Source organism: Thioalkalivibrio sp. ALMg9 (assembly GCF_000380625.1).
Classification (GTDB): Bacteria; Pseudomonadota; Gammaproteobacteria; order Ectothiorhodospirales; family Ectothiorhodospiraceae; genus Thioalkalivibrio; species Thioalkalivibrio versutus.
The window spans coordinates 165,937-186,558 of sequence record NZ_AQYC01000006.1 but is presented as its reverse complement, the minus strand read 5'-3'; the positions used below and the strand labels follow the sequence as shown (position 1 = coordinate 186,558).

Below are 20,622 nucleotides of genomic sequence, written 5' to 3'. Positions count from 1 at the left end.
ATAAAGGAAGGGGAAACTCTGCATGATTGCGGGGCCGGTTACCGGCGTTCGGGAAAACTCGGCGGGTCATTCCGGCGGTTGGGGTTCGTCGCCTGGCCGGTTAGTCCCCGGCATCGTCTTCGCCGGCGTCACGTGCCTCCAGTCTCTCGGCGGCGGTTTGCGCAGCGGTGGTACCCGGGTAGTAGTCGCGCACGTACTCGATTCGTGCGCGGGCCTCCTCTGCGTGCCCGGCGGCGGCGGATCGGTCGGCGATCTCCAGTTCGATGTCGGCCAGGTTCTCGCGCATACGGGCCAGGCGTGGGGCAATGGACTCCGCGTACTCCGACATGGGGTAGTCGTTGAGGAAGGCGGCAAGCCGGAGGAAGACCTGGCGGCCCTGTTCACTGCGTTGCTGCGGCGGCGCGGACGCGGCCCGGTTCCACGTTCCCAGATGCGCCAGTGCACCGAGATACGCGGCGTAGTCGATATCCGGGTGATCCGGGTTCTCCTGGCGGATGGTATCGGTGAGGTTGCGGGTGCGCGCGAATTCCCCGCGCTGCAGACATACCCGGGCGACCGACAGGCGGACGTCGACCGAGGCGGGTGCGTCGGCAGTGTCCAGCGCACTGTAAGCCGCACGGCAGTCCCCGCGTTCCAGGGCATAGCGAATATCCTCTGGCGGGGGTTCGGACCCGGTAGGCGGGGTGGTGGCACACCCCGCCAGAATCAGGCCGAACAGTGTGCTGGCGGTTAGCGCAGCAGGCCGGAACCGGCGGGGGGTTATCGGGTTTTGTTCGGGTTTCACGGGGCTGATCCTGCGGTCCATAGGTACCGTCCCTGATCGTCACGGCGGAGATTGTTTTCGAGTAGGCGCTGGATGGCGGCATCGGCGTGGGCGCGCGGGTCCAGCGAAACCCGCGCATCCATGCCCGGGGGATCCGTGCGCAGGTCCAGGCGAATCGTGCCGGTGATGCCCAGTTCGGCATCTGGCGAGGCATCCAGGTCGATCCCCAGGCGCTGGTCCTCTTCGCGCAGGGTGGCGCGTTGCTCGCCCAGGGGCAAGGGACGGGGGAGTCCCGCGGCCGCTTCCTGCCAGTTGACCCGCCCCGAGGCCTGTTCCACCGATCCGTCCCGATGGATCCGGAGGTGCAGTCCGCTGGTCTGCAGCCGGCCGTCCAGAACCAGGGGGATGCCCGTGTCCCACTGATGCAGGGCGGCCGCGGGCAGGGCCCCTTCGAGCCCGGAGAGTTGCACGCTGTCGAGCCCGAGCCGGAGCGCTCCCCGGAGTTCGCCGCCGCCGGGTGGGGCCCAGAGGATGTCGGCGCCCAGCCCCCCGCGCAGAAGCTCGCCGGGGCGCACATCCCAGCGCAGCTGGCCCATCGGCCCCACCGGTGATTGAACCCCCTCGACGCTACCCTGCCAGAGCGAACCGTGCACCCGTTCCCAGGTGATTGTGTCCGGCAAACCGGCCCACCGCTCGGCACCCGCCAGCGCGACGGAAGCGGGTGCGCGTACGACCAGTGCAAGCAGCAGGACGAGAACAAAAAATGCCCCCAACGAGAACCATGCAGGGCGATCCCGGTGGCGTTCATCGACGCGGTTTTCGGGGGTGACGGTCACGCTACGACTCGCGGGTCAGAAAGAGTTCGGCATTGATGCGCCCCGGTGCGACGACGCGTTCCAGCAAGATGCGTCCGGGTATGACGCCGTCTTCTTGTTCCAGCTCGCCGAGCCAGCGCATCAGGTCGCTGTAGGGCGCCCCCTCGAGGTGTACGGTCACGCCGGCATCGCCAGGACGCGCGCGTGCCAGGTACTCGCCGAGACCGAAGGCCCGCGCGGAGGCATCCACGTGGGCGATCAGCGAGCGGCCTTCAAGGTGCGGTCGCTGATTGTCCTGTGTCGGTTCGCGACTGCGGGCGGCCGCGACCTCGGGGGCATTGGCTTGCATCCAGGCCAACTCCGCGCGCGCCTCGGCGAGCCGGTCGCGGGACTGTTCCCGGCTTTCCAGCAGGGGCTCGACGACGCCCAGGAACACCACCGCGATCAGCAGGACCAAACCGCCTGCCAGCAGGATCCGTTGTTCGCGCGTCTGCAGGGCGCCCCAGTAGGCCTTCATGGTTCCTGCTCGATGGTCATGCGTGCCCGGACACCCTGCTCGCCGGTTTCGGCCGAGACGATCCGGACGCGCGCGGACATGGCTTCGCGCAGGCCCTCGCGCAACTGTTCCAGTTCCGCGATTCCGCTGCCCTCCAGCTCGAGTTCAAGGCGAGCCGGGTCGCCCCGCAGGCGCTGCAGGGTGAGGTCGCGCGGGGCGAGGCCCTCCATGATGCTGGCAACGGCTTCGCCGAGCGGGCTGTGTACCGTCGCAGTCGTCGTGTCCGGTCCGGCCTGTCCCAGCAGGCTCTCGAACTGGGCCACGGGGTCGACCATGCGGGCCTGCGGCAGGGTTTCCTCGAACAGGGCCGCGATGTCCCGTTCGGTCGCCCGGTACTCCCGCTCGAGCTGCCAGGCCTCCAGCCACACGGACCCAAGCCAGACTACGGCCAGCATGAGCGCCAGTGCCGCCGGTGCGCGCCATGGTGCGGGAAGGGCGCCGAGCGAGGTCGGGCTTTCGGCGGAGGATGCGAAATCGAAGGCCAGTGCAGCCCGGACGGCGCGCTGTAGATCGGGTGGCGGCAGGCTCCCCGATTGCACCCCGGCCAGCAGGAGTTCGAGGACGTCGCCGGACCATTCGGGTGGGGGCTGGAGGGGTGCGCGTGGGTCGGGTTCGGCGGACGGATCCACCACATGAACCGCAGCCTGGGGAGACTGCGTTTCGTCGGCGCTGGTGTCATCGGAGGCCGTGGTGGCGGCGGAGCGTTGCTGCAACCACCAGCTGGCGACTTCCCGGGGCATCGCGAGGGGTTCGGCCTCGGGCGAAAGCACGATGCTGCGTTGCGTTCCCGAGAGCAGGAAGATCTGATCGCCCGGGTCCAGGCTTCGCAGCAGTGCAAGGTCCGGGATCATGTGCGATACGCGGATGCCGTGCTCGCGAAGCCAGTCTTCCCAGCGCTCCAGGTCCCGATGCGCCACCACGCCGGCCAGGGTCTCGCTACCGTGGCGAGGGCCAGCAATGATCCGGAGCTGTTCCAGGTCCTCGCTGAGACGCTCCTCCAGGGCGAACGGAAGCGCGCGGCGACGCACGCGGCCCGACTTCCCGGGCACGAACACCCGATGGAGAGGGGCGCGTTCCCCGGGGAGCAGCGCAACCGCATGGTCGTCCGCGGCGAGCAGGGCGCGCAGCTCGTCCGGTGCCGCCTCGCCCTGATCCGCGAGCGCGCCGTTCCTGCGCAGCCGCAGCCAGCGCAGCCGAAGCGGCGTGTCCGCGCCCAGCATCTCGGGTTCTGGCAGCTGGAAGAGGAACCAGTTCATGCGGGGTCCGGTGAGTGAAAGGCGTCTGCAGGCATCCGGCTTTCTTGTTCAGGGTTCGCAGGGGGCGTGTTCGCGAATAATGGTACGCCCGTTGGGGCCATCGAGGATCGCGCAGTGAAAATAATCCCGTCCGGCGATGCGGACAACCAGTTGTAGACGGAAATAGCGAATGTCGCGGCTCTGTTCGGTCGCCTGACCCAGCGCCGCGGTGGTGACGGGGTCCGGGGCGCGTTCCATGTCGATGGCGTTGTCCGTGCCCGGCCGGGCCACGACCCAGGGCGCCAGTGCCTGCCAGAGGTCCGGATCGAACCCGTGTACCTGAAGCAACTCCGACGCGAGGCGCATCGGGCGGTTGCCGCTGAGTCGGGGCGGTTCCAGGCCGCGGTATACCGGGTCGTCCGTTTCCGGGTTCATCCAGTCATGTACGGCGACCGCCAGGCGCTGGGCGTTACCCGACTGACCCTCGGTTGCCGCGAGGGCGTGCTCGATCAGGCCGGCGAAGGCCTCAAGGGGTGGGTCATCGGCGCGCCCGAGGCTGTTGAGGTTGAAGCGGCAGTGAAGGTTCTCCAGGCGGGCGCGCACGCCGACACCCTCCAACTCCAGTGGCAATGTCGGAGACGCGCAGCCGTCCCACGGCAGGTCGTCGTAGTTTGGCAGCCTTTCCAGCATGTGCAGGGCGACGGTTTCGGCCCCCTGGGTCAGGTGCCGCGCCCGATCCTGGTCCTGGATGGTGGCCGCGCGGAACACCTGCTGACTGTCGCGCATGGTCATGGTGACCGCCGTCACGCTGGCGATCGCGACCACCAGCAGGGCGGTGATCAGCGCGGCACCCGAATGCCGGCCCCTCACTGGGCCCCCGGCAGGGCAATGCGGCGCTCGACGGGTCCGAGTCCCGGCACGACCAGGCGGACGATCACCTGCGCCGGTCGGCGGTCGCCGCCATCCAGCGGCGGCCAGCTGTCCGTGACCTCCTGAGTGTCGCCATCGACAAAGTCAAAGTGGATCTTCAGGTCATCGCCCGCGTCCGGCGCCATCCGGCCGTTCGCCGTGGACGCTCGCCCGGCGTGTGCATCCCGGCCCAGAAACAGGCGCACCTGCTCGGATTCCGGCAGGGCGCCGTCCAGCACCGGCCAGGTGACCCGTTCCAGCCCCCGCTCACTGACTCTCCAGGCGACCCGCGCGAGGCGGCCGTGTTCCCCGCTTCCCGCCCGTACCAGCTCCAGTTGTCGCGGGTCCGTGACCGGGCTGTAGCGCAGGGCGGGGAGGCGGTCGCCGTAGCCGTCGCGGGGGTGCAGCTCGATGCTGTGGCGCAGGTCGCGTTCCAGCACAGCCAGTGTGACCTGCAGCTCCGCCAGGCGCTGGCTCTGGGCCTGCGTGGCATGGTCCGCCATCAGCACTGCACGCAGTCCGCCGATGGCGAGCACGCCGACGGTGGCGAACACGGCCACGGCCACGAGCAGCTCCAGCAGGGTAAAGCCGCGCGAGGCGCCGAAAGAACATGACCGATGTGCCGGCACGTCAGGGCAATGCATAGCTGGTTGCCTGGGCGAGGGGATGGTCGGGGTCGCCATCGAGCGGCCACACCCGGACCTCGATGCGGCGCACCGCCGGGAGCTCCAGCGGGGCGTCGATGATCGTATCGGTGATCTCGATGCGGGCCTCCCATTCGCGGTCCGCGAGTGTGGACTGGATGCGCTGGGTGCCGACATCGACTCGCCGCAACCCGGCCTCGTAGTCGGCGAGCAGGTTGCTGGCCACCCATCCGGCCAGCGTACGTTCCTGCAGGTAGGCGGTATTGCGTGCGTGTTCGCTGCCCGCCTTGATGAGGGCCCCGAGGGCGACGCCGAGCACCACCAGGGCAATCAGGACCTCGAGGAGCGTGAATCCGCGCCGTGTGCCGCGTGCCAGCATGGCTAGTTGGGCTGTGCCGGGCGGGCCATCAGCAGGTGGCGGGGCTCGCCGCGTACCGGTGGCGGGTGTTCGAAGGCCTGGATGGGTTGACCTCGTTCGACCCGGAGCACGAGACCGCTTTGCCCGTCGGGGCGCTCCAGCACCAATTCAAAGGGTTCGATGTCGCCGCCATTGCTGATGGCGATGCGGTTATGTTCCGGCCCTTCGCGGAGGCTGCTTCGCCGCCCGTCCACATAAAGCCGTGGTTGCAGCCCGACTGGCCGGAAGTCCCGCGGGCCCAGCGGTCCCCGCTCGATCGGTGTCCAGGTGACCTGGGCATCGTCGATCCACTGGCGCTCCAGAATGACCAGCCCCTCGGTGCCAACGCCGATGGACAGCGCCTGGCCGGTCAACAGGGTGTGCTCCCGGGCGAGTTCGATCTGGCCCGCCAGCTGGCGGGCGGTCTGTTCGAGGCTCCGGCTGCCCAGCTGGCTCATGGACAGTACGCCGATGCTGGCCACCACGCCGATGATGAACATCACGACCAGCAGTTCGAGCAGGGTGAAGCCGGTGGGGCATGCGCGGCGGGTCGCCATTGGCGTCCTCAGAACTCGTCCATGTTCCAGTTGCCGATCTCGCCCTCGATGCCCTCGCCACCGCGGCGGCCGTTGGCGCCATAGCTGAAGACGTCAAAGTCGCCATGTCGCCCGGGGTGCAGGTACTGGTACGGGTTGCCCCAGGGGTCGCTTGGCAGGCGGTCCATGTAGCCGCCCTGGCGGTACTGGGGGGCTTCCGGGCCGCTGCGCGGGCGTTCCACCAGGGCATCCAGTCCCTGGTCGGTGGTCGGGTACCGGAAATTATCCAGCCGGTAGAGATTCAGGGCGCTTTCCAGGGTGCGGATATCCTGCTTGACCTTGGTGATCCGGGCGTCGTCCGGGCGATCCATCACGCGAGGGACCACGATGGCCGCAAGGATGCCGAGGATGACCACCACCACCATGATCTCGATCAGGGTGAAACCCCGGGCACCGCGGAATCCGGTACTCGCAAGGCAGGCAGAGCGGGGTTCTTGCATGTTCAATTCACCAGCTGGTTGAGTTCGAAGATCGGGAGCAGGATGGCGAGGACGATGGTCAGGACGATGCCGCCCATGGTCAGGATCAGCAAGGGCTCGAACAGCCCCATGCTGATACTGATGCGGGATTCGACCTCCTGTTCCTGGGTCTCGGCGGCCCGTTCCAGCATCTCGGTGAGCCGTCCGCTGGACTCGCCGCTACGGATCAAGTGTACGGTGATCGGCGGGAAGTATCCCGTCTCTTCCAGGGCCTGACCGATGCTGCGGCCCTCGCGGATTCGCAGCGAGGCATCCTCCACGGCGGCGCGCATGGGGCGGCTGTCGATGACCTCGGCACCGGTTCGCAGCGCATCCAGGAGTGACACCCCACTGGCGGACAGGATGCTGAGGGTGCGCGCAAACCGGGCCGTGTTGAGCCCCCGGACCAGGCGCCCCACAAGCGGGAGGCGCAGGACCAGCCGGTCGAAGCGCATGCGCGGCCCAGGTTTGCGCAGCCAGTGGGCCAGCAGCGCCACGAGCACGCCCAGGGCGATCAGCGCGTACAGGCCATAGCTTCGCAACAGATCACTGGTGCTGATCAGCATGCGGGTCAGGGTGGGCAGCTGCTGGTCCAGGCCCTCGAAGACCTGGACCACTTCGGGGACCACATAGACGACCAGGCCCACGGTCACGCCCAGGGCCACCAGCGTCAGGATGACCGGGTAGATCAGGGCGAGCATGACCTTTTGCCGCAACGCGTGACGATTCTCGAGGTATTCGGCCAGGCGCTCCAGTACCAGGTGCAGATGCCCGGAGGCCTCGCCGGCCGAGACGGTGCTGCGGTAGATCTCGGGGAACGCGCGCGGAAATGCGCCCAGCGCCTGGGCCAGCGAGTGCCCCTCCATGACCCGGGTGCGCACGGCACTGAGGATGTTGCGTACCTTCTGCTTTTCGGACTGGCGTGCGACGGTCGCCAGCCATTCCTCCACCGGCAGGCCGGCGCGCGCAAGCGTGGCCATCTGACGTGTCGCGAGCGCGAGGTCGAGGGCGCCGATGCCGCCGGCCCCGCCGCGTCCCGAGTGGGTCCGGGTACCCCGGGTGGCGGCCGAGGATTCGCCGATTTCGAGCAGATCCAGTGGGGTCAGGCCTTCGCTGCGCAACTGGGACCGGACGCTGCGGGCGGTATCCCCCTCGGTCACGCCCTTGTGCGTTCGGCCGGCTGCGTCCAGCGCCTGGTATTCGAAGGCGGGCATGGCCCTAGCCCGCCTCGGTGACGCGCAGCATTTCCTCGAGGCTGGTCGTGCCGTCGAGAACGCGCCGGCAGGCATCCGCGCGGAGACTCACGCTGTTCTCGCGCGCGGCCCGGACCATGGCCTGTTCGCTGGCATTGTCATGAATGAGTGTGCGCAGGCGTTCGTTCACCTCCACCAGCTCATAGATGCCGGTCCGGCCCCGATAGCCGAGTTCGTTGCAGCTCGGGCAGCCGCGCGCACGGTAGAGCGTGGGAGGTTCCGTGGAGGCTACGCCCAGCAGTTCGCATTCCCGTGGCGATGCCGGGTGGGGTTCACGGCAGTCCTTGCACAGGACCCGTACCAGCCGCTGGGCGAGAATCCCGTTCAGGGTCGACGAGAGCAGGAACGGCTCCACGCCCATGTCGCGCAGGCGCGTGATGGCCCCGATCGCGGAGTTGGTGTGCAGGGTGGAAAATACCAGATGCCCTGTCAGGCTCGCCTGCACCGCGATCTGGACAGTATCGACATCGCGGATCTCGCCGACCATCACCACATCCGGGTCCTGGCGCAGGATGGCCCGCAGCCCGCGGGCAAAGGTCATGTCGATACGGCTGTTGATCTGGGTCTGCCCGATCCCGTCGAGGTAGTACTCGATCGGGTCCTCGACGGTCAGGATATTGCGGCTGCGGTCATTGAGCCGGGTCAGCGCCGCGTACAGTGTCGTCGTCTTGCCCGACCCGGTCGGGCCGGTGACCAGCACGATCCCGTGCGGCCTTGTGACAATCCGTTCCAAGGTGTCACGGGTATCCGGATCCATGCCCAGGTGGGTGAGGTCGAGGCGGCCGGCCTGCTTGTCCAGCAGTCGCATCACCACGCGTTCTCCGTGGCCCGAGGGCAGGGTGGAGACGCGCACGTCCACCGCGCGGCCGGCGACCCTGAGGGAGATGCGTCCGTCCTGTGGCAGTCGCTTCTCCGCGATGTCCAGCCGTGCCATCACCTTGATGCGCGAGACGATGAGCGATGCAAGCCCCGCGGGCGGGGTCAGAATCTCGCGCAAGACGCCGTCCACACGCAGCCGGACGGCCAGGCGACTCTCGAAGGGCTCGATGTGGATGTCCGACGCGTTTTCCCGTACCGCCTCCGTCAGCAGCGCATTGATGAGCCGGATAATCGGGGCATCGTCTTCGGCCTCCAGGAGGTCCTGCGGCTCGGCGAGGGATTCCGCCACGCTCGACAGGTCGAGGTTGCCATCCAGCTCCTCCATCGATTGCATGGCCCGCGAGCTGGAGGATTCGTAGCGCTCGCGCAGCCGCTGCTCGAAGGTCTTGTCATCGACGGTTTCCAGGTTCAGCGGCTCGGGGCTGCGTCGGCGCAGTTCCAGGAGCCCCTGCGGATCGGCGTCGTGGCGCAGGAAGATCTGGCGCTTGCCCGCGACCAGATCGCCGGGCACGGCGCCGACCCGGCGCGCGAAGGTGTAGCTCACGGCGAACGTACCGGTCACCGGCGTCCCGGGCGCGTTCGGGTCGTCCGGCACGAGTTCCCGGGTCGCCCCTGCGCTCATGGCCTGGGTACCCTCGGCCATTCAGTCGCGCTTGCCATGGACATCTTCGAAGCTCGGCGGGAGCTGGGTCAGGCGCTCCCATTCCGGCAGGACCGGACTTCTGCGCTGCTGGGTGCGTGCCTGCTCGCGCAGTTGCTCGCCGCGGATAAAGCTGTACTTCTCGCTGGTCAGCTCGGCGCCACGGGCGCTGTCCCGGACGATGCGCGGGTGCAGGAACACCATCAGGTTCCGTTTCTCGGTCTGGTTGCGATCCGCCCGAAAGAGTCGTCCAAGCCCGGGGATGCTGCCCAGCCCGGGGACGCGCGCCTCGCTGTCCGTTTGCTGTTCTTCAATCAGCCCGCCGAGCACCAGCATGTCGCCGTCATCGATCAGGACGTGGGTCTTCAGTGTCCGGGTATTGGTAATGAGATCGGCCGCGCCGGAAGTACCCGGCGCCAACTGCGAGACCTCCTGTTCGATCTCCAGGCGCACGGCATTGCCCTGGTTGATCTGAGGCCGCACGCGAAGCTTCACTCCGACATCCTCGCGACGAATCGTGTCGAAGGCCTGGCCCGAATCCTCGATCGAGCGTCCGACGATGAACGGCACGTTCTGGCCGACCACGATCTCGGCTTCCTCGTTGTCCAGTGTCAGAAGGCTGGGGGTGGACAGGATGTTGCTGGAGGTGTCGCGTTGCAGCATGTTGACTAGGGCCGCGATCCGCGTGCTTCCGGTCGACCCCACGCCCCCGGCGGTCAGGCCGTCTCCGATATCCGGGGGGGAGGACACGCTCCCGTCAAGGAACCCCTCCACGCCCGCGGCGAGTTCGAGGATCCCGCGTGACCCGGGGCCGGAAAAGTTGAGGACCCCGGCACCGCTGTTTCCGATGGCGCCCCACTGCACGCCGAGGTCCTGCACGCGATCCGACGAGACCTCCGCGATGACGGCTTCGACCAGGACTTGCGCCCGGCGGATATCGAGCTGCTCCACGATGATGTCGAAGTCGCGGATGAAGTCGGAGGGGCCGTAGGTCACCACCGCATTTGTGGACTCGTGTGCCTCGATGTGGATCCTGTTTCCGCCCTGTTCGTCGGGGCCGATATCCGGGCTCTTTTCGGCGATGTTGCGCAGCAGTTCGGCAACCTCCTCGGCCCGCGCATACTTCAGGTAGTGCACGCGTGCGTTCCCTTCTTCCATCTCGCGGTCAAGCTGGGCAATGAGCCCGCGCAGGCGCAGGCGAGACTCCTCGCGCCCGGAGAGGATGATGGCGTTGCTGCGGCGATCCGCGAGGACCTGGGGTGTGGCGAGCTCTCCCGTGCCCTCCCGGGCCAGAACCTGCAGCTGCTCGGCGAGTTCCCCGGCGCGGGCGTGCCGGAGTTCAATGACCTCGAAATCGTCAGCGAATGGCAGGTCCATGCGTTCGACGAGGGCACGGATGCGATGCACGTTGCTGCGCGTATCCGAAATCAGCAGCGTGTTGGGCTCGGTGGCCGCCGCAAGATGCCCCCCTTGCGGGATCAGCGGGCGAAGGACCGGAACGAGCTGGGCGGCGGCGACATGCCGCAACGCGATCACGTGGGTGACGATGCTCCCGCCCCGTACGTCGGCGTCCGGTTCTGCCTCGATATCGAGGATTGTGGGCGTATCCTGCTTGGCCTGCGCGTCGGGCACGATGCGGGTGGACGATTCGCCCGGAATGGCTGCGAATCCGTGGATCTTGAGGATGTCGTGGAACAGATCCATCAGTTCGTCCCGAGGCACGGGGCGGCTGGAAACGACCGTGATGTTGCCGCGCACCCGTGGGTCCACGATGAAATTGGTCCCGGTTTCCTCGGACACAAGATCGATCAGGTTGCTGATGTTGGTGTCGCGAAGATTAAGCGTCAGCTCGTCCGCTGCGACGGACCCCGTTGCGCAGATCAGGGACAGTGCAAGGGCGCCAAGGCGGAGTCGAAGGCTCATTCGGTTAACTCGATGGTCAGCGGCAGGGTCTGCCCGTCACGTTCTATGGTGATGTTCACCCGGTCGGTGTTGCCGAGTCCAGCGAGGATCTGTTCGGGGTCTTCGATGTCGCGGACCTGCTGCCCCTGGATCGATGTGATGATGTCGCCTTCCTGAAGACCGGCGCGTTCGAATTCGCGCTGGTTGCGCGTCGGGGTGACCCGAATGCCCAGCAGCGCGCCATCCCGCATTACGGGCTGGGCACGCAGCGAATTCATGGCGCGCTGCGGGTCCTCGAGCCAGCGGGATCGGCTGATGTTGGCCGTGATCGGCGCTGGGGAACCGGTGGTTTGTGACGAGCGCTGATCGGTATCGGAGCGGCCGCCATCGACTCGCAGTTCGTCGCCCCGCGGGAGCCGCAGTGTCTCCAGTCGGCCTTCGCGCTCCAGGATGACCCGGTCCGCGTGTACCTGATGCAGTGTCGCCAGCTGGTTCCCGATGGTGTCGCCCACGTGGTAGAGCTCGACATTGGTTCGTCCGGTGGAAATGATCGCGCTGCCGTTGCCCTGTCCGGTTGCCAGGACGCCGAGGAGTTCGAGACTCAGGCGGGTCTCCGGCGCGTTCTCGATGGCCTGTTGGCCCGCTTGCCGGGGGCTGCCGAAGGGAGTGAATTCGGCGCTTCGGGCAAACCCGGACCGAGGAGGGGCATCGGCTGCGGGAGACGTGCTGGGGCGACTGGCGGTTGCCCGTTCCGCGTGGACCGTGGTGCCTGACGGGTACGTGTCCCCCGGAACGGCGATCGACCAGACCAGACCCGCGATCAGCCATGCCGTGACCGCCAGCAGCCCGGCACTGAGTATCCAGGGAAGGGGGAATGGCACAAGTCGGGGCGAAGGTGGCATCGTCAACGGCGTTCGCGGGTTATTCGGTTGGCTGGCCCCGGCGGTTCTCGCTAGGTCGAGTCGGATCGCGTCTTGAAAGAGGGCCTGGGGGAACACGGTTTAATGTACCCGTTCGCGTCGATGCCCCTGATTCCCCGATCCTGCATTGTTCAGCATGCCGCTTTCGCCAAGTGGGGTCGAGTCCCGGGCCATGCGGCCTCCGGTTTCCCGGAGATGCGCCGCTCCCGGTCTGGAAGTGAGTGTTCGTCCTGACGACCATGGGATGAGGTCACGCCGGCCGGTGGAGGGGAGCCACCGGGACCGGCAGCTCCATCCATCGCGTCCGAAGGCGGCCTGGTTGACGGACATCACCGACGACATCAGCTTCTTCTGCAACGAGTGCCGTCCCCGCACCGTAATTCCGGCTTTCGGGCGAATGCCGGAATTACGGTCCCGAACAAGCCTGGATGGTCTTGTCCCCATCTGCCACGAACACCTCGCCGTACTTCTCGTACTTTACGGCGACCTCAAATGACGATTCTTCGTTGCCTGAGAGGCCGCCGAAGTCGATCACGTATTGATCCTTAAAGAGCAGGAGGGCCACTTGCACAAAGACCTGTTGGAGGTTGGCATCACTCGCCAACTCGTAGAACAAGCCGCCCGTTTCGACCGCGAGTTGTTGTAGCTCATCTTTCTGAAGGTATTGGCCGAACCCGATGGTGAAGACGGGTATATCTTCCCCTAGGGCCTGAGCGATAGCGTCGTCTAGCGCGAGATCCCTCTCGTCAACAGGAACAGTAGTATCTTCGCCGTCGGTCAAGGCGATGACGGCCTTCCTGTCGTTGGTGCCGCCTTCCGTTTCGAAACGATCGATGGCTATCTCGGTTGCGTAGTAGAACGCGGTATCTCTGCCGATATCGCCCGGATCCTTGTCGATCGCGGTCTCTAGTACGTCCTTGTCGGAAGTGAAACCGGAGAGGGTCATGGGCTTGACGTCGAGGGCGTACTTGATGATGTCCGCCTTATCCTTATCGTTGTCCTTCATCGCGTCCACCAGCGACTTCGCGCCCGCTTCCATGTTGTCTACAGCATCGGGGAAGTCGGTGATACTGCCGCTGTAGTCCATCGCGATGCTGAGAGAGAGGTCGGTGTCGGTGCTGGTTCCGCCAACCTGTCGGACACCTATGAGGTCGAGCCCTTCAAGAGTGAACCCTCCAAAGGACTGCACGTCCGAAATCGGCCATCCCGCTTGGTCGGTGACGGACACAAAGGCTTGATGAGGCTCGTCAGGGCGAGGGCAGGCATTTATCTGGTTGACGGTGACGTTGATCGACTTGATTCGTTCGTAGGTTCCGGCCAGAGTGCTCCCGACCGTGGGGGTGTTGGGGTCATCGCTCTGCGCGATCAATAGGGCCTCGTATGTGTCGAAACGCCGTGGATCAAATTCGACCTCAACGGTGCAGCTGCCGCCGCCGGCGAGGTCAAACGGGGGCGCTCCGCAGGGGTTACTGCCACCTGAGGTGTCCACGCTAAAAGCGCCGAAGTCATCCCGACGCAGACTGATATCCGCGATGTTGGAGGACGTCGTGCCCTCGTTGCGGATGATGAATTGCCGAGGGAGCACGTGATCCTCGTTGCCTTCCGTAATGATCCCGAAATCGAAACGCTCCGGCACCACCGTGATCCCGGCCGAAGGCGTGGTGCCACCGCCGCCACCATCGCCGCCGCCACCGCCACCGCAGCCACTTAGGCCGATTGACGCCGCCAGCAAGGCTGGTACTAGGAGTCGGGACTTTCCGTATTCAAGCGTCATGGGTTTGTTTCTCCATCGATGGGCGGGGTGACCGGGTCGGTGCCCTGCAAGGGTTGCGGGCGCCGGGAACGGTCAGGCGGCGAGTGGGGTTGTCCGCCGGGAACCTGATCACGGAGAAAATCTAGTGGAAGAACGAGAACTGGGTCCGTGCGGTGCCGAACATAGGCGACCCGTCCGTGCCAGAACCCCTGTCGTCCGGAGGGCTCCCTTCTGCCCAAGAATAGTGATGAATGAACGCCGTGGAAGGCATCCCGTTACCCCCTCGTTAACGCGCCGGGGTCCCGAAAGCGGGGTTCTACCCCGTTTAAACGGATACTTGCCCGGTATATCGCTTCGGCAGGCACTTGTTGTGTGCCGCCGCGGCGGCCCGATGGACGCCCCCTGCACGTGAATCTGCCTCTCCCGCGGCCCGAGTGGCCATCCCCCACCGAGATCGTTCCGGCCTGCCTGCCGAAGCCGTCTGATGTTGCATTCCCCGGGACCCGCGAGCCGGATGGCTGGATGGTTCGAGCGCCGCCCGGCAGGCGTTCATGGCGCGCCTGGACGAGATCCGGCTGCAGGTGAGGCGGTCGCTGATCCCGGGCCTGTTCGAGACGGAATCGCACTTCGCCCTGTATCCGCCCGGGCACCCACTACGCCTGGGACGTGGGCGCCTTCCAGGCCGGTAACTGCCGCCGCCTGTCGCTGATGTCCTACCTGAACCGCCACTGACGCGAACGCGACGGTGGGCAGTTCGCGATCTACGAGCGCGAAGGGTGCGAGATCCGCCGCATCCGGCCGCGGGCGGGGACGCTGGTGCTGTTCCTCATGCCGTGTTGTCCACTCGCCGCTGGCGCGCCAGCATCGCCTCCTGGATGCGCATCCGCGACCTGCCGAACCCGCTCGCCAGCCTCGACCGCTTCTGATGGATGCCGGCGGCGCTGCCTTGCAGCGTCCGCCGCCGGCGCCCATGATCGGAGAACAGGCTTCCTGAAGCCCCGGATCGAACGCGGAGCGGCGGGCCATCATGGGCGACAGCTGGCAATCGCATGACAACGCGCTACCCCCTCGGGACACGTCGCTCGACGTGCCGTTGCAGCCCTCGTCCTATGCGATCTGGGCCGAGCGCTATCAGCTTCGCGATGCGCAGGGCGAGCCCGTGGACAGTTCGGTGGAGTCGATGTTCGACCGTGTGGCGCGGGCGCTCGCTGCGGTCGAGGTGCCGGACAAGCGCGCGCAGGTCGAGCGGGACTTCCGCTGGGCGCTGGACAATGGCGCCATCCCGGCCGGGCGCATCCTGGCCAATGCCGCGGCCGAGGCGTACAAGCCGCACACCACGCTGATCAACTGCACCGTCTCGCGGACGATCCGCGATTCCCTGCAGGCCATCCTCGATGCCAATACCGCTGCCGGCCTGACGCTGAAGGCCGGGGCCGGCATCGGCTATGACTTCAGCACGCTGCGCCCGAAAGGTGCGCTGGTCGCGGGCGCCGGGGCCCCGACCAACGGTCCGGTCGCGTTCATGCAGATCTTCGACCAGACCTGCCGGACCATCGGCGCGGCTGGCGGGCGCCGCGGGGCGCAGATGGCGACGCTGGATGTCGGCCACCCCGACATCCAGCGCTTCATCCTCGCCAAGCGCCGCAAGGGGCGGCTGACCCAGTTCAATCTCTCGGTGCTGGTGCGCGACGCCTTCCTGGAGGCGGTGGAGCGCGACGCGGAGTGGGCGCTGGCCTTCCCGCTGTTGCCTGTAGAGCGGGACCAGGTGGCCGCATCCGACATCGTCTACCGCGACTGGCCGGTCGTCGAGGACGACTACCGCGTCGATGAACAGGGCCGCGTCGCCTGCCGCATCTACCGCCGCGTCCGTGCCCGCGAGCTGTGGGAGGCCCTGATGCGCAGCACCTATGACGTCGGGGAACCCGGCATCATCCTGATAGATCAGGTCAATCGCCAGAACAACGCCTGGTTCGACGAGGTGATCCGAACGACCAACCCCTGCGGCGAAGAGCCGCTGCCACCGGACGGCGCCTGCCTGCTGGGGTCGGTGAACCTGACCGGGTTCGTCTCTGCGCCGTTCACCGAAGACGCGACATTCGACTGGGCCCGTTTCGAGCGCGTGGTGCGCGTATTCACGCGCATGCTGGACAACGTCGCGGATATCTCGGGGCTGCCGCTGCCGGAGCAGCGCGCCGAGATGCTGCGCAAGCGCCGCCACGGCATGGGCATCCTCGGGCTCGGTTCGGCGCTGGCGATGCTGGGGGAGGCCTACGGATCCGAGTCGGCCGCCGCCTTCACCGGGGAGGTCTGTCGACGTCTCGCGCTGGAGAGCTGGCGGGCCGGGCTGGATCTCGCGCGGGAGAAGAGCCCGGCGCCGATCATGGACGAGGACTTCCCGCTGACGGCCGACATGCTGCGTCGTCAGCCGGCGCTGGCCGAGGCCGGCTACCGGGTCGGGGATGTGCTGAAGGGTCGCGAGCTGCACGCGCGCTTCAGCGCCTACATGCAGCGCATCGCCGGGGCGGACCCGGCCCTGGTCGCGGCGCTGGCGGAGGAGGGCGCGCGCTTTACCCACGCCACCTCCATCGCGCCCACCGGCACCATCAGCTTGTCGGTCGCCAACAACGCCAGCAACGGCATCGAGCCGACCTTTCTCCACCACACCACGCGCAACATCCGCCGGTCCGGGCGGCGTACCCGCGAGGCGGTGGACTGCTATTCCTTCGAACTGCTGGCCTACCGCGCTCTGGTCGATGCCGAGGCGGGGCCGGGGGATCTGCCCGCCAACGCGATCACCGCGGACCAGGTCAGCGTGGACGCCCACATCCGCATGCAGGCCGCCGCCCAGCCGTGGGTGGACTCGGCCATCTCCAAGACGCTCAATGTCCCGAGCGAGTTCCCGTTCGAAGACTTTCAGCAGGTCTACCTGCAGGCCTGGCGCGCGGGGCTCAAGGGTTGCACCACCTACCGGCCGAACCCGCAGGCGCAGATGGGCGTGCTGATGGACCCGGAGCGCCTGCGCAGCACCTGGTACACCTTTTCCCTGGCGGATGGCCAGGAGGTGACCCTGCGCGGCGACGAAGATGTGGAGTACGAGGGCCAGGTGCACACCGCCGCCAATCTCTTCGCGGCGCTGGACGAGGGCTACTACGACGATGTCTGACGTCATCGGGGAGGACACGATGCACCGGATCGACCAGCCCATCATCGCCGTTCGCCGTTCGGATGTTGCGGCAGGAGAGAGTCCACCGCCGGGCGACGACAACCCGCTGGGCAAGCGTATCCCGTCGCGCCCCGAGGGCGAGCTCGAGTCGGTCACCGAAAAGGTCCGCTACTGGACCCAGGAGGGGCCGCAGACGGTCTACTTCGTGGTCAGCTTCGTGGCCGTTTCCGGAACGGTGGGCGGCGAGCGTGTGACCATCGAGCGCCCGATCGAATTCTTCCTGCCCACCGGGCAGCACTCCGAGTCCTACCAGTGGATCTCCGCCACCATGCGCAGCCTGTCGCTGGCGGCCCGCGGGGGCTACGCCAGCCGCGCCCTGCGCGACCTGCGCAAGGTCACCTGGGATCGCGGCCCGGTCCGCTGCGGCACCAACGAATACGGCAAGCCCCTCTACCATCCCTCCGAGGTCGCGGCCATTGCCCACGCCCTGCAACAAATCCTCCAGCGCCGCGGCTTCCTCGATCCGGACGGCCAGCCGCGCCCGCTGCGCGAGCTTGCCGCCACCTTTCGCGACCAGGACCGAACCCCTGATTCCGCCGCAGCCGTGACCCTGGAGGCACCGGCTCAAACAACCATCGGCGCAGCCCCCTGCCCCCAGTGCGGCGGCCACCTCGAGATCATCGACGGCTGCCCCACCTGCCGCGACTGCGGCTATTCCAAGTGTCCCTGACACCTAAAACTGGATATTTGACCAAGACCTCCTGGAGCCATCCGGCACCGACGAGTCAGAGGCCGGTGGCCCTCATCGCGTATCCACCAGCATGGATAACCCCTCGGCCGACAGGGCCGCCGTGGAAATCTCAAAGGGGGTCTCGTAGTCTCCCCGGATCGTCCATTCCGCCCTGGAGACATCGTGGCCAACATCCTGAACCCGTACGCCGACGAGCAGCCCGAGTCGAAGCACATCGTGCTACGTGCCCGCAGTGGCCAGGCGGTCTCCGCCGATTTCACCCTGCAGGATCGGCGCGGGCGCGAAAGCGCGGCGGAATACCTGTTTCATCTCTATTCCACCATCAAGCAGAAGCTGGGCGAACCGGTCCTGGATACTGCTGCACCATCGCCGGACGACCAGACCGCCATGCAGCGACTGATTCTGTACTCGGCCGGCGCCCACGACACCATGTTCGGCACCTTTAATGCCTCCAGTGCCTCCTCGGAGATGCCGGAGGAGGAGCGAAACGAGTTCGTGGAGATCTTCCTGCTGGCCAGCGCCACGGTCATCGAGGGACAGCGGATCACCGTCGACCTCCAGCGCGGCCTCATCACCTCCGAGGCGCCCTGAGCGCAAGGTCCCGTGCGGGGTCGCCGCCGCAGCACGGATTGCCCGTGCAGATGGGCATGGATGCATGCCGGCTCGTTTCAGGGACGGCCTTGTGCCGTAAGTCTTGGATGGGAGGGGTGGGCCCGGTTGGGTGGAGGCCGGCCGCGTAGCGGCGCGTAGCCTGGCTTCGCGAGGCCGGAGCGGCGTGCGCCGGGAGGCGCGCGACTGGAATATTCCGATCCGCCCAGCAGGAGCGAAGCGAATGGTGGGCCCGGTCGGACTCGAACCGACGACCAAAGGATTATGAGTCCCCTGCTCTAACCAACTGAGCTACAGGCCCGTATTCGGGGGGGCGTACAAACGACTGCGGCGCCATTCTACCCGCAAGGGGAAGATGGCGCCGCATCGCTAGGTCGGGTTCCGGCCGCCGGGCCGGGACGCCGGTTACTCGGCGTCGGTGTAGGTGCGCAGCAGTTCGGCGCGGGTCGGGTGGCGCAGCTTGCGCAGGGCCTTGGCCTCGATCTGGCGGATGCGCTCGCGGGTGACGTCGAACTGCTTGCCGACCTCCTCGAGGGTGTGGTCGGTGTTCATGTCGATACCGAAGCGCATGCGCAGGACCTTGGCCTCGCGCGGGGTCAGCGTGGACAGGATCTCGCGGGTGGCCTCGGTGAGGCTCTCCTGTGCGGCGGAGTCGGACGGCGAGGCGACCTTCTCGTCCTCGATGAAGTCGCCCAGATGCGAGTCTTCGTCGTCGCCGATCGGGGTCTCCATGGAGATCGGCTCCTTGGAAATCTTGAGCACCTTGCGGATCTTGTCCTCGGGCATCTCCATGCGCTCGGCCAGCTCTTCCGGGGTGGCCTCGCGGCCCATCTCCTGCAGCATCTGGCGGGAGACGCGGTTGAGCTTGTTGATCGTCTCGATCATGTGCACCGGGATGCGAATGGTGCGCGCCTGGTCCGCGATGGAGCGAGTGATCGCCTGGCGAATCCACCAGGTGGCGTAGGTCGAGAACTTGTAGCCGCGGCGGTATTCGAACTTGTCCACGGCCTTCATCAGGCCGATGTTGCCTTCCTGGATGAGGTCGAGGAACTGCAGGCCGCGGTTGGTGTACTTCTTGGCGATGGAGATCACCAGGCGCAGGTTGGCCTCGACCATCTCTTTCTTCGCGCGGCGGGCCTTGGCCTCGCCGATGGACATGCGGCGGTTGATCTCCTTGATCTCGGCGATGTTCAGGCTGGCCTCGCGCTCGATCTCGGCCAGCTTCTTCTGCAGGCGCACGATCTCTTCTTCGTGCTGGGCCAGGGCGTTGGTGTACTTGCCCTTGGCCTTGCAGGCTTCCTTGATCCAGTCGAGATTGGTCTCGTTCTTGGGGAAGCTGTCGATGAAGGCCTTGCGCGGCATCTGGGCCTGCTCGACGGCGAGCGCCATGATGCGGCGCTCGTGGCGGCGGACGTGGTCGATGCTGCCGTGCAGCTGGGTGGTCAGCTGGTCGACCATGCGCGGGATCAGCTTGAACTCCATGAAGTACTTGGCGGTGGCCTCGCGCGCTACAGCGTAGGCCTCGCGGTTGCCCTTCTCGAAGGCCTTGTGCGCCTTGGCGTGCAGCTTGCGCAGCTTTTCGAAGCGCTCGCGCGCCTCTTCCGGATCCGGGCCGGTGTCCACCGGCTCGGCGGCTTCTTCGTCTTCCTCGGCGTCTTCCACCTCGTCGACGATGGCATCCAGTTCGGCGCTGGCCTGCTGCTCGGCGGCGGCCGCCGCAGCCGCCTTCTGCTCGTCCTGGGCCTTCTGGGCCTGTTCCGGTGTCACCAGGCCACGGGCCACGGCCTCACCGTTGGCGTGATCATTCGGGTCGATGAAGGAAACCACCAGGTCGGTCAGGCGGCCATTGTTCTCGACGATCCGGTCGTATTCGCGGATCAGCCGTTCGATCGCGCCCGGATGGTGGGCGAGCGCGAACAGGACCTGCATCAGGCCCTCTTCGATGCGCTTGGCGATGCGGATCTCGCCTTCGCGGGTCAACAGCTCGACCGTGCCCATCTCGCGCATGTACATGCGCACGGGGTCGGTGGTGCGGCCGAAGTCGCTGTCGGCGGAGGCGAGCGCCGCCACGGCGTCCTCGGCGTCGTCGTCGGCAGAGACCGAACCGTCGGACAGCAGAAGGCTGTCGGCGTCCGGGGCCTGCTCATGCACCGCGATGCCCATGTCGTTGATCATCGCAATGATGTCCTCGACCTGGTCGGAGTCGATGATCGAGTCGGGCAGGTGGTCGTTTACCTCGGTATACGTGAGGTATCCCTGCTCCTTGCCCTTGGCAATCAGTTCCTTGAGCTGGGATTGCTGCTCTTCACGATTCATTGCGGTCGTACTCCGAGGTGCTTGTTTGAGCCGTGGCAAGACGGCTCAAGGAAAGTGGGACGC

At 66.8% G+C, this 20,622-nt stretch carries 18 protein-coding genes, 1 tRNA gene and 1 pseudogene; 4 read left to right on the top strand and 16 right to left on the bottom strand.

Features of this window, described 5'->3' with window-relative positions:
- Nucleotides 1–100 precede the first annotated feature (100 nt).
- The 14 genes from F792_RS0102995 to F792_RS0102930 all read right to left on the bottom strand — a co-directional run bounded on the left by F792_RS0102995 (nt 101) and on the right by F792_RS0102930 (nt 13,741).
- Complete coding sequence (locus F792_RS0102995; RefSeq protein ID WP_018168311.1) at nt 101–784, bottom strand: outer membrane protein assembly factor BamD; 684 nt, start codon at nt 782–784, stop codon at nt 101–103.
- Entirely contained in the window at nt 781–1,599 is an 819-nt protein-coding gene (gene gspN / locus F792_RS0102990) for a type II secretion system protein N (RefSeq protein ID WP_018168310.1), read from the bottom strand. Before gspN ends, F792_RS0102995 begins: the two co-directional genes overlap by 4 nt.
- A gap of 1 nt (nt 1,600) precedes the next feature.
- Entirely contained in the window at nt 1,601–2,095 is a 495-nt protein-coding gene (gene gspM / locus F792_RS0102985; protein ID WP_018168309.1) for a type II secretion system protein GspM, read from the bottom strand.
- Entirely contained in the window at nt 2,092–3,390 is a 1,299-nt protein-coding gene (gspL, locus tag F792_RS0102980; protein WP_018168308.1) for a type II secretion system protein GspL, read from the bottom strand. Before gspL ends, gspM begins: the two co-directional genes overlap by 4 nt.
- 48 nt (nt 3,391–3,438) lie before the next feature.
- On the bottom strand, nt 3,439–4,239 hold the full coding sequence (locus F792_RS0102975; RefSeq protein ID WP_018168307.1) for a general secretion pathway protein GspK: 801 nt from the start codon (nt 4,237–4,239) through the stop codon (nt 3,439–3,441).
- Nucleotides 4,236–4,922 carry a type II secretion system minor pseudopilin GspJ gene (gspJ, locus tag F792_RS0102970; protein ID WP_026305886.1) on the bottom strand — a complete coding sequence of 229 codons (687 nt, stop codon included), beginning with the start codon at nt 4,920–4,922 and terminating at the stop codon, nt 4,236–4,238. Before gspJ ends, F792_RS0102975 begins: the two co-directional genes overlap by 4 nt.
- Nucleotides 4,909–5,301 (bottom strand): type II secretion system minor pseudopilin GspI, encoded by a 393-nt coding sequence (gene gspI / locus F792_RS0102965; protein WP_018168305.1) that lies wholly within the window; start codon nt 5,299–5,301, stop codon nt 4,909–4,911. Before gspI ends, gspJ begins: the two co-directional genes overlap by 14 nt.
- Before the next feature lie 2 nt (nt 5,302–5,303).
- The gene (locus F792_RS0102960; protein ID WP_018168304.1) at nt 5,304–5,876 is read right to left on the bottom strand and encodes a Tfp pilus assembly protein FimT/FimU; all 573 of its coding nucleotides are present in this window, start codon (nt 5,874–5,876) and stop codon (nt 5,304–5,306) included.
- 8 nt (nt 5,877–5,884) lie between these two features.
- A complete protein-coding gene (gene gspG / locus F792_RS0102955) occupies nt 5,885–6,355 on the bottom strand; it encodes a type II secretion system major pseudopilin GspG (RefSeq protein ID WP_018168303.1) in 471 nt (156 codons plus the stop codon).
- A gap of 2 nt (nt 6,356–6,357) precedes the next feature.
- The gene (gspF, locus tag F792_RS0102950; protein WP_018168302.1) at nt 6,358–7,587 is read right to left on the bottom strand and encodes a type II secretion system inner membrane protein GspF; all 1,230 of its coding nucleotides are present in this window, start codon (nt 7,585–7,587) and stop codon (nt 6,358–6,360) included.
- A gap of 4 nt (nt 7,588–7,591) precedes the next feature.
- Nucleotides 7,592–9,148 carry a type II secretion system ATPase GspE gene (gene gspE / locus F792_RS0102945; RefSeq protein WP_018168301.1) on the bottom strand — a complete coding sequence of 519 codons (1,557 nt, stop codon included), beginning with the start codon at nt 9,146–9,148 and terminating at the stop codon, nt 7,592–7,594.
- Nucleotides 9,149–11,068: a type II secretion system secretin GspD gene (gspD, locus tag F792_RS0102940; RefSeq protein WP_018168300.1), complete on the bottom strand. Its 1,920-nt coding sequence runs from the start codon at nt 11,066–11,068 to the stop codon at nt 9,149–9,151.
- Nucleotides 11,065–11,949 carry a type II secretion system protein GspC gene (gspC, locus tag F792_RS0102935; RefSeq protein ID WP_038084256.1) on the bottom strand — a complete coding sequence of 295 codons (885 nt, stop codon included), beginning with the start codon at nt 11,947–11,949 and terminating at the stop codon, nt 11,065–11,067. The genes gspD and gspC overlap by 4 nt, the downstream gene beginning before the upstream one ends.
- Before the next feature lie 424 nt (nt 11,950–12,373).
- A complete protein-coding gene (locus F792_RS0102930; protein ID WP_018168298.1) occupies nt 12,374–13,741 on the bottom strand; it encodes a VWA domain-containing protein in 1,368 nt (455 codons plus the stop codon).
- 494 nt (nt 13,742–14,235) lie between these two features.
- Here F792_RS0102930 and F792_RS14435 point away from each other — a divergent pair.
- The 4 genes and pseudogenes from F792_RS14435 to F792_RS0102905 all read left to right on the top strand — a co-directional run.
- A pseudogene (locus F792_RS14435) lies at nt 14,236–14,646 on the top strand (2OG-Fe(II) oxygenase); the annotation flags it as partial.
- A 101-nt stretch (nt 14,647–14,747) separates the two neighbouring features.
- Nucleotides 14,748–16,883, top strand: coding sequence for an adenosylcobalamin-dependent ribonucleoside-diphosphate reductase (locus F792_RS0102915; protein WP_018168296.1), 2,136 nt, complete (start codon nt 14,748–14,750; stop codon nt 16,881–16,883).
- A 19-nt stretch (nt 16,884–16,902) separates the two neighbouring features.
- Nucleotides 16,903–17,613 carry a hypothetical protein gene (locus F792_RS0102910; protein WP_026305885.1) on the top strand — a complete coding sequence of 237 codons (711 nt, stop codon included), beginning with the start codon at nt 16,903–16,905 and terminating at the stop codon, nt 17,611–17,613.
- A 183-nt stretch (nt 17,614–17,796) separates the two neighbouring features.
- A complete protein-coding gene (locus tag F792_RS0102905) occupies nt 17,797–18,225 on the top strand; it encodes a hypothetical protein (RefSeq protein ID WP_018168294.1) in 429 nt (142 codons plus the stop codon).
- A gap of 242 nt (nt 18,226–18,467) precedes the next feature.
- On the opposite strand, the gene F792_RS0102900 is transcribed toward F792_RS0102905, so the two are convergent.
- Together F792_RS0102900 and rpoD are read right to left on the bottom strand one after the other, a co-directional pair.
- Nucleotides 18,468–18,544 (bottom strand) — tRNA-Ile (locus F792_RS0102900).
- A gap of 104 nt (nt 18,545–18,648) precedes the next feature.
- On the bottom strand, nt 18,649–20,598 hold the full coding sequence (gene rpoD, locus F792_RS0102895; RefSeq protein WP_255346797.1) for an RNA polymerase sigma factor RpoD: 1,950 nt from the start codon (nt 20,596–20,598) through the stop codon (nt 18,649–18,651).
- Nucleotides 20,599–20,622 lie beyond the last annotated feature (24 nt).